This window comes from Streptomyces sp. NPDC001292, from assembly GCF_042896465.1.
Classification (GTDB): Bacteria; Actinomycetota; Actinomycetes; order Streptomycetales; family Streptomycetaceae; genus Streptomyces.
In genome coordinates this window covers 1-1532 of the sequence record NZ_JBIAXG010000142.1, presented here as the reverse complement: position 1 = coordinate 1532, position 1532 = coordinate 1, and the positions used below count along the sequence as shown (strand labels likewise).

The window sequence follows — 1532 nt, the reverse complement described above, 5'->3', positions numbered from 1 at the left end:
CGCTGCCCCACGTACACATCGCGGGAGCCCTCGTCGTACCGGGCGTGGAAGAGCAGTCCCTCCTGCAACGGCGACAGCGGCCACACATCGACCAGACCCGGAACCGCCGCCTCCAGCTCCTCCACCTCGTCCTGGCCGAGAGCCACCAGCGGGAAGTCGGACGGAGTGTGGCCACCAGCGCCGGGCTCTCCCGCATGGGCGGCCAGGCCGTTCAGCATGGCGGCCCAGGCGGACGTCAGCTCGCGCAGCTCTTCGTCGTCCAGCAACCCGGCGGGGCAAGCGAGCGAGATCGTCAGCTCGGGCCCCTCGGGCAGGTCACGGACCAGACCGCCCGCATCGAGCTCATGCGTCAGCACCATGCGCTCGTCGGCCGTTCCGCCCAGCACGGTGTCGCCATCAGGCTGCCAGTCCCCGCGCACGTCGCCACTGCCGGGCGTGAACCGACCGAGGTAGTTGAACCCGATCCGCGCCGACGGAAACCCCTCGAACGCGGACGCCGTCGCCGGGTTCAGATAGCGCAGCAGCCCGTACCCGAGACCGTCGCCGTCGCCCGGAACCGCCCGCACCTGCTCCTTGACCCGCTTCAGCAGCCGGCCCGCCTCGGGGCCACCCGACCGCACCTGGGCGTGATCGGCACCACCCGCGTCCAGTCGCAGCGGATGCGAGCTGGTGAACCAGCCGACCGTACGCGTCAGATCCATGTCGTCGGAGAGCGGCACACGGCCATGGCTCTCCACATCGACCAGCAGACCGCCCGGGATCTCACGCCACTCGTCCACGGCCGCGACCAGAGCCGCCAGCAGGACGTCGTCGATCCCGGCATGGAACGCCCCGGGGACCCGCGTCAGCAGCTCCGACGTCACCGACACCGGCACCCGCAGCTCCACACGACGCGTCCCGGCAGCGACCGTGTCCACCGCCGGATCCAGCGCCCGCCCACCCAGCAGGTGGTCCGGACCCTCCAGCATCCGGATCCACGACGGCAGCTCGGCCGTCCGCTCCGCGCTCACCGCCTCCGCGGCCAGAGCCTCCGCCCACCCCCGGAACGAGGACGCCACGGGGTCCAGGACCGCGTCGGGACCGCCCTCGTACGCCGCTGCCAGATCCGGGGCGAGCACGCGCCACGAGACACCGTCGACGGCCAGGTGATGCGCCACCACCAGCACCCGTCCCGGAACGTCCGGCCCGGCGTCGAACCACACGACCCGCACCATCCGGCCGGCCACCGGGTCGAGCTGCTTCGCCTCGTCCTCGACGCACGCCCGTACCACGTCGATCCGGTGCTCGGCGGCGAGGTCTGCCGCGTCCACCCGCCGCACGGCGGGCGGGACGGAGCCCTTCTCCGGTACGACCAGCGCGCTCGGTTCGCCGTCGGCGAACTCCAGGCGGGCACGGAGTACGTCATGGTGGTCCAGCAGCCGCTGAACCGCCGCCTCCAGGCGCGGCAGCTCCAGCCCGGCCGGGACCTCAAGCAGCATCGACTGGGAGAACGCACCGGTCAGCACCGTCGAGCCCGACCGGTCGGCCAGCTC

Annotated in this window: 1 protein-coding gene; it reads right to left on the bottom strand. The window is 72.6% G+C overall.

Translation table 11 applies throughout. The features are described from left to right. Positions 1–1532, bottom strand: a 1532-nt coding sequence (locus ACFY4A_RS42605; RefSeq protein WP_390834677.1) for a condensation domain-containing protein, incomplete at both ends; no start/stop codon positions are given.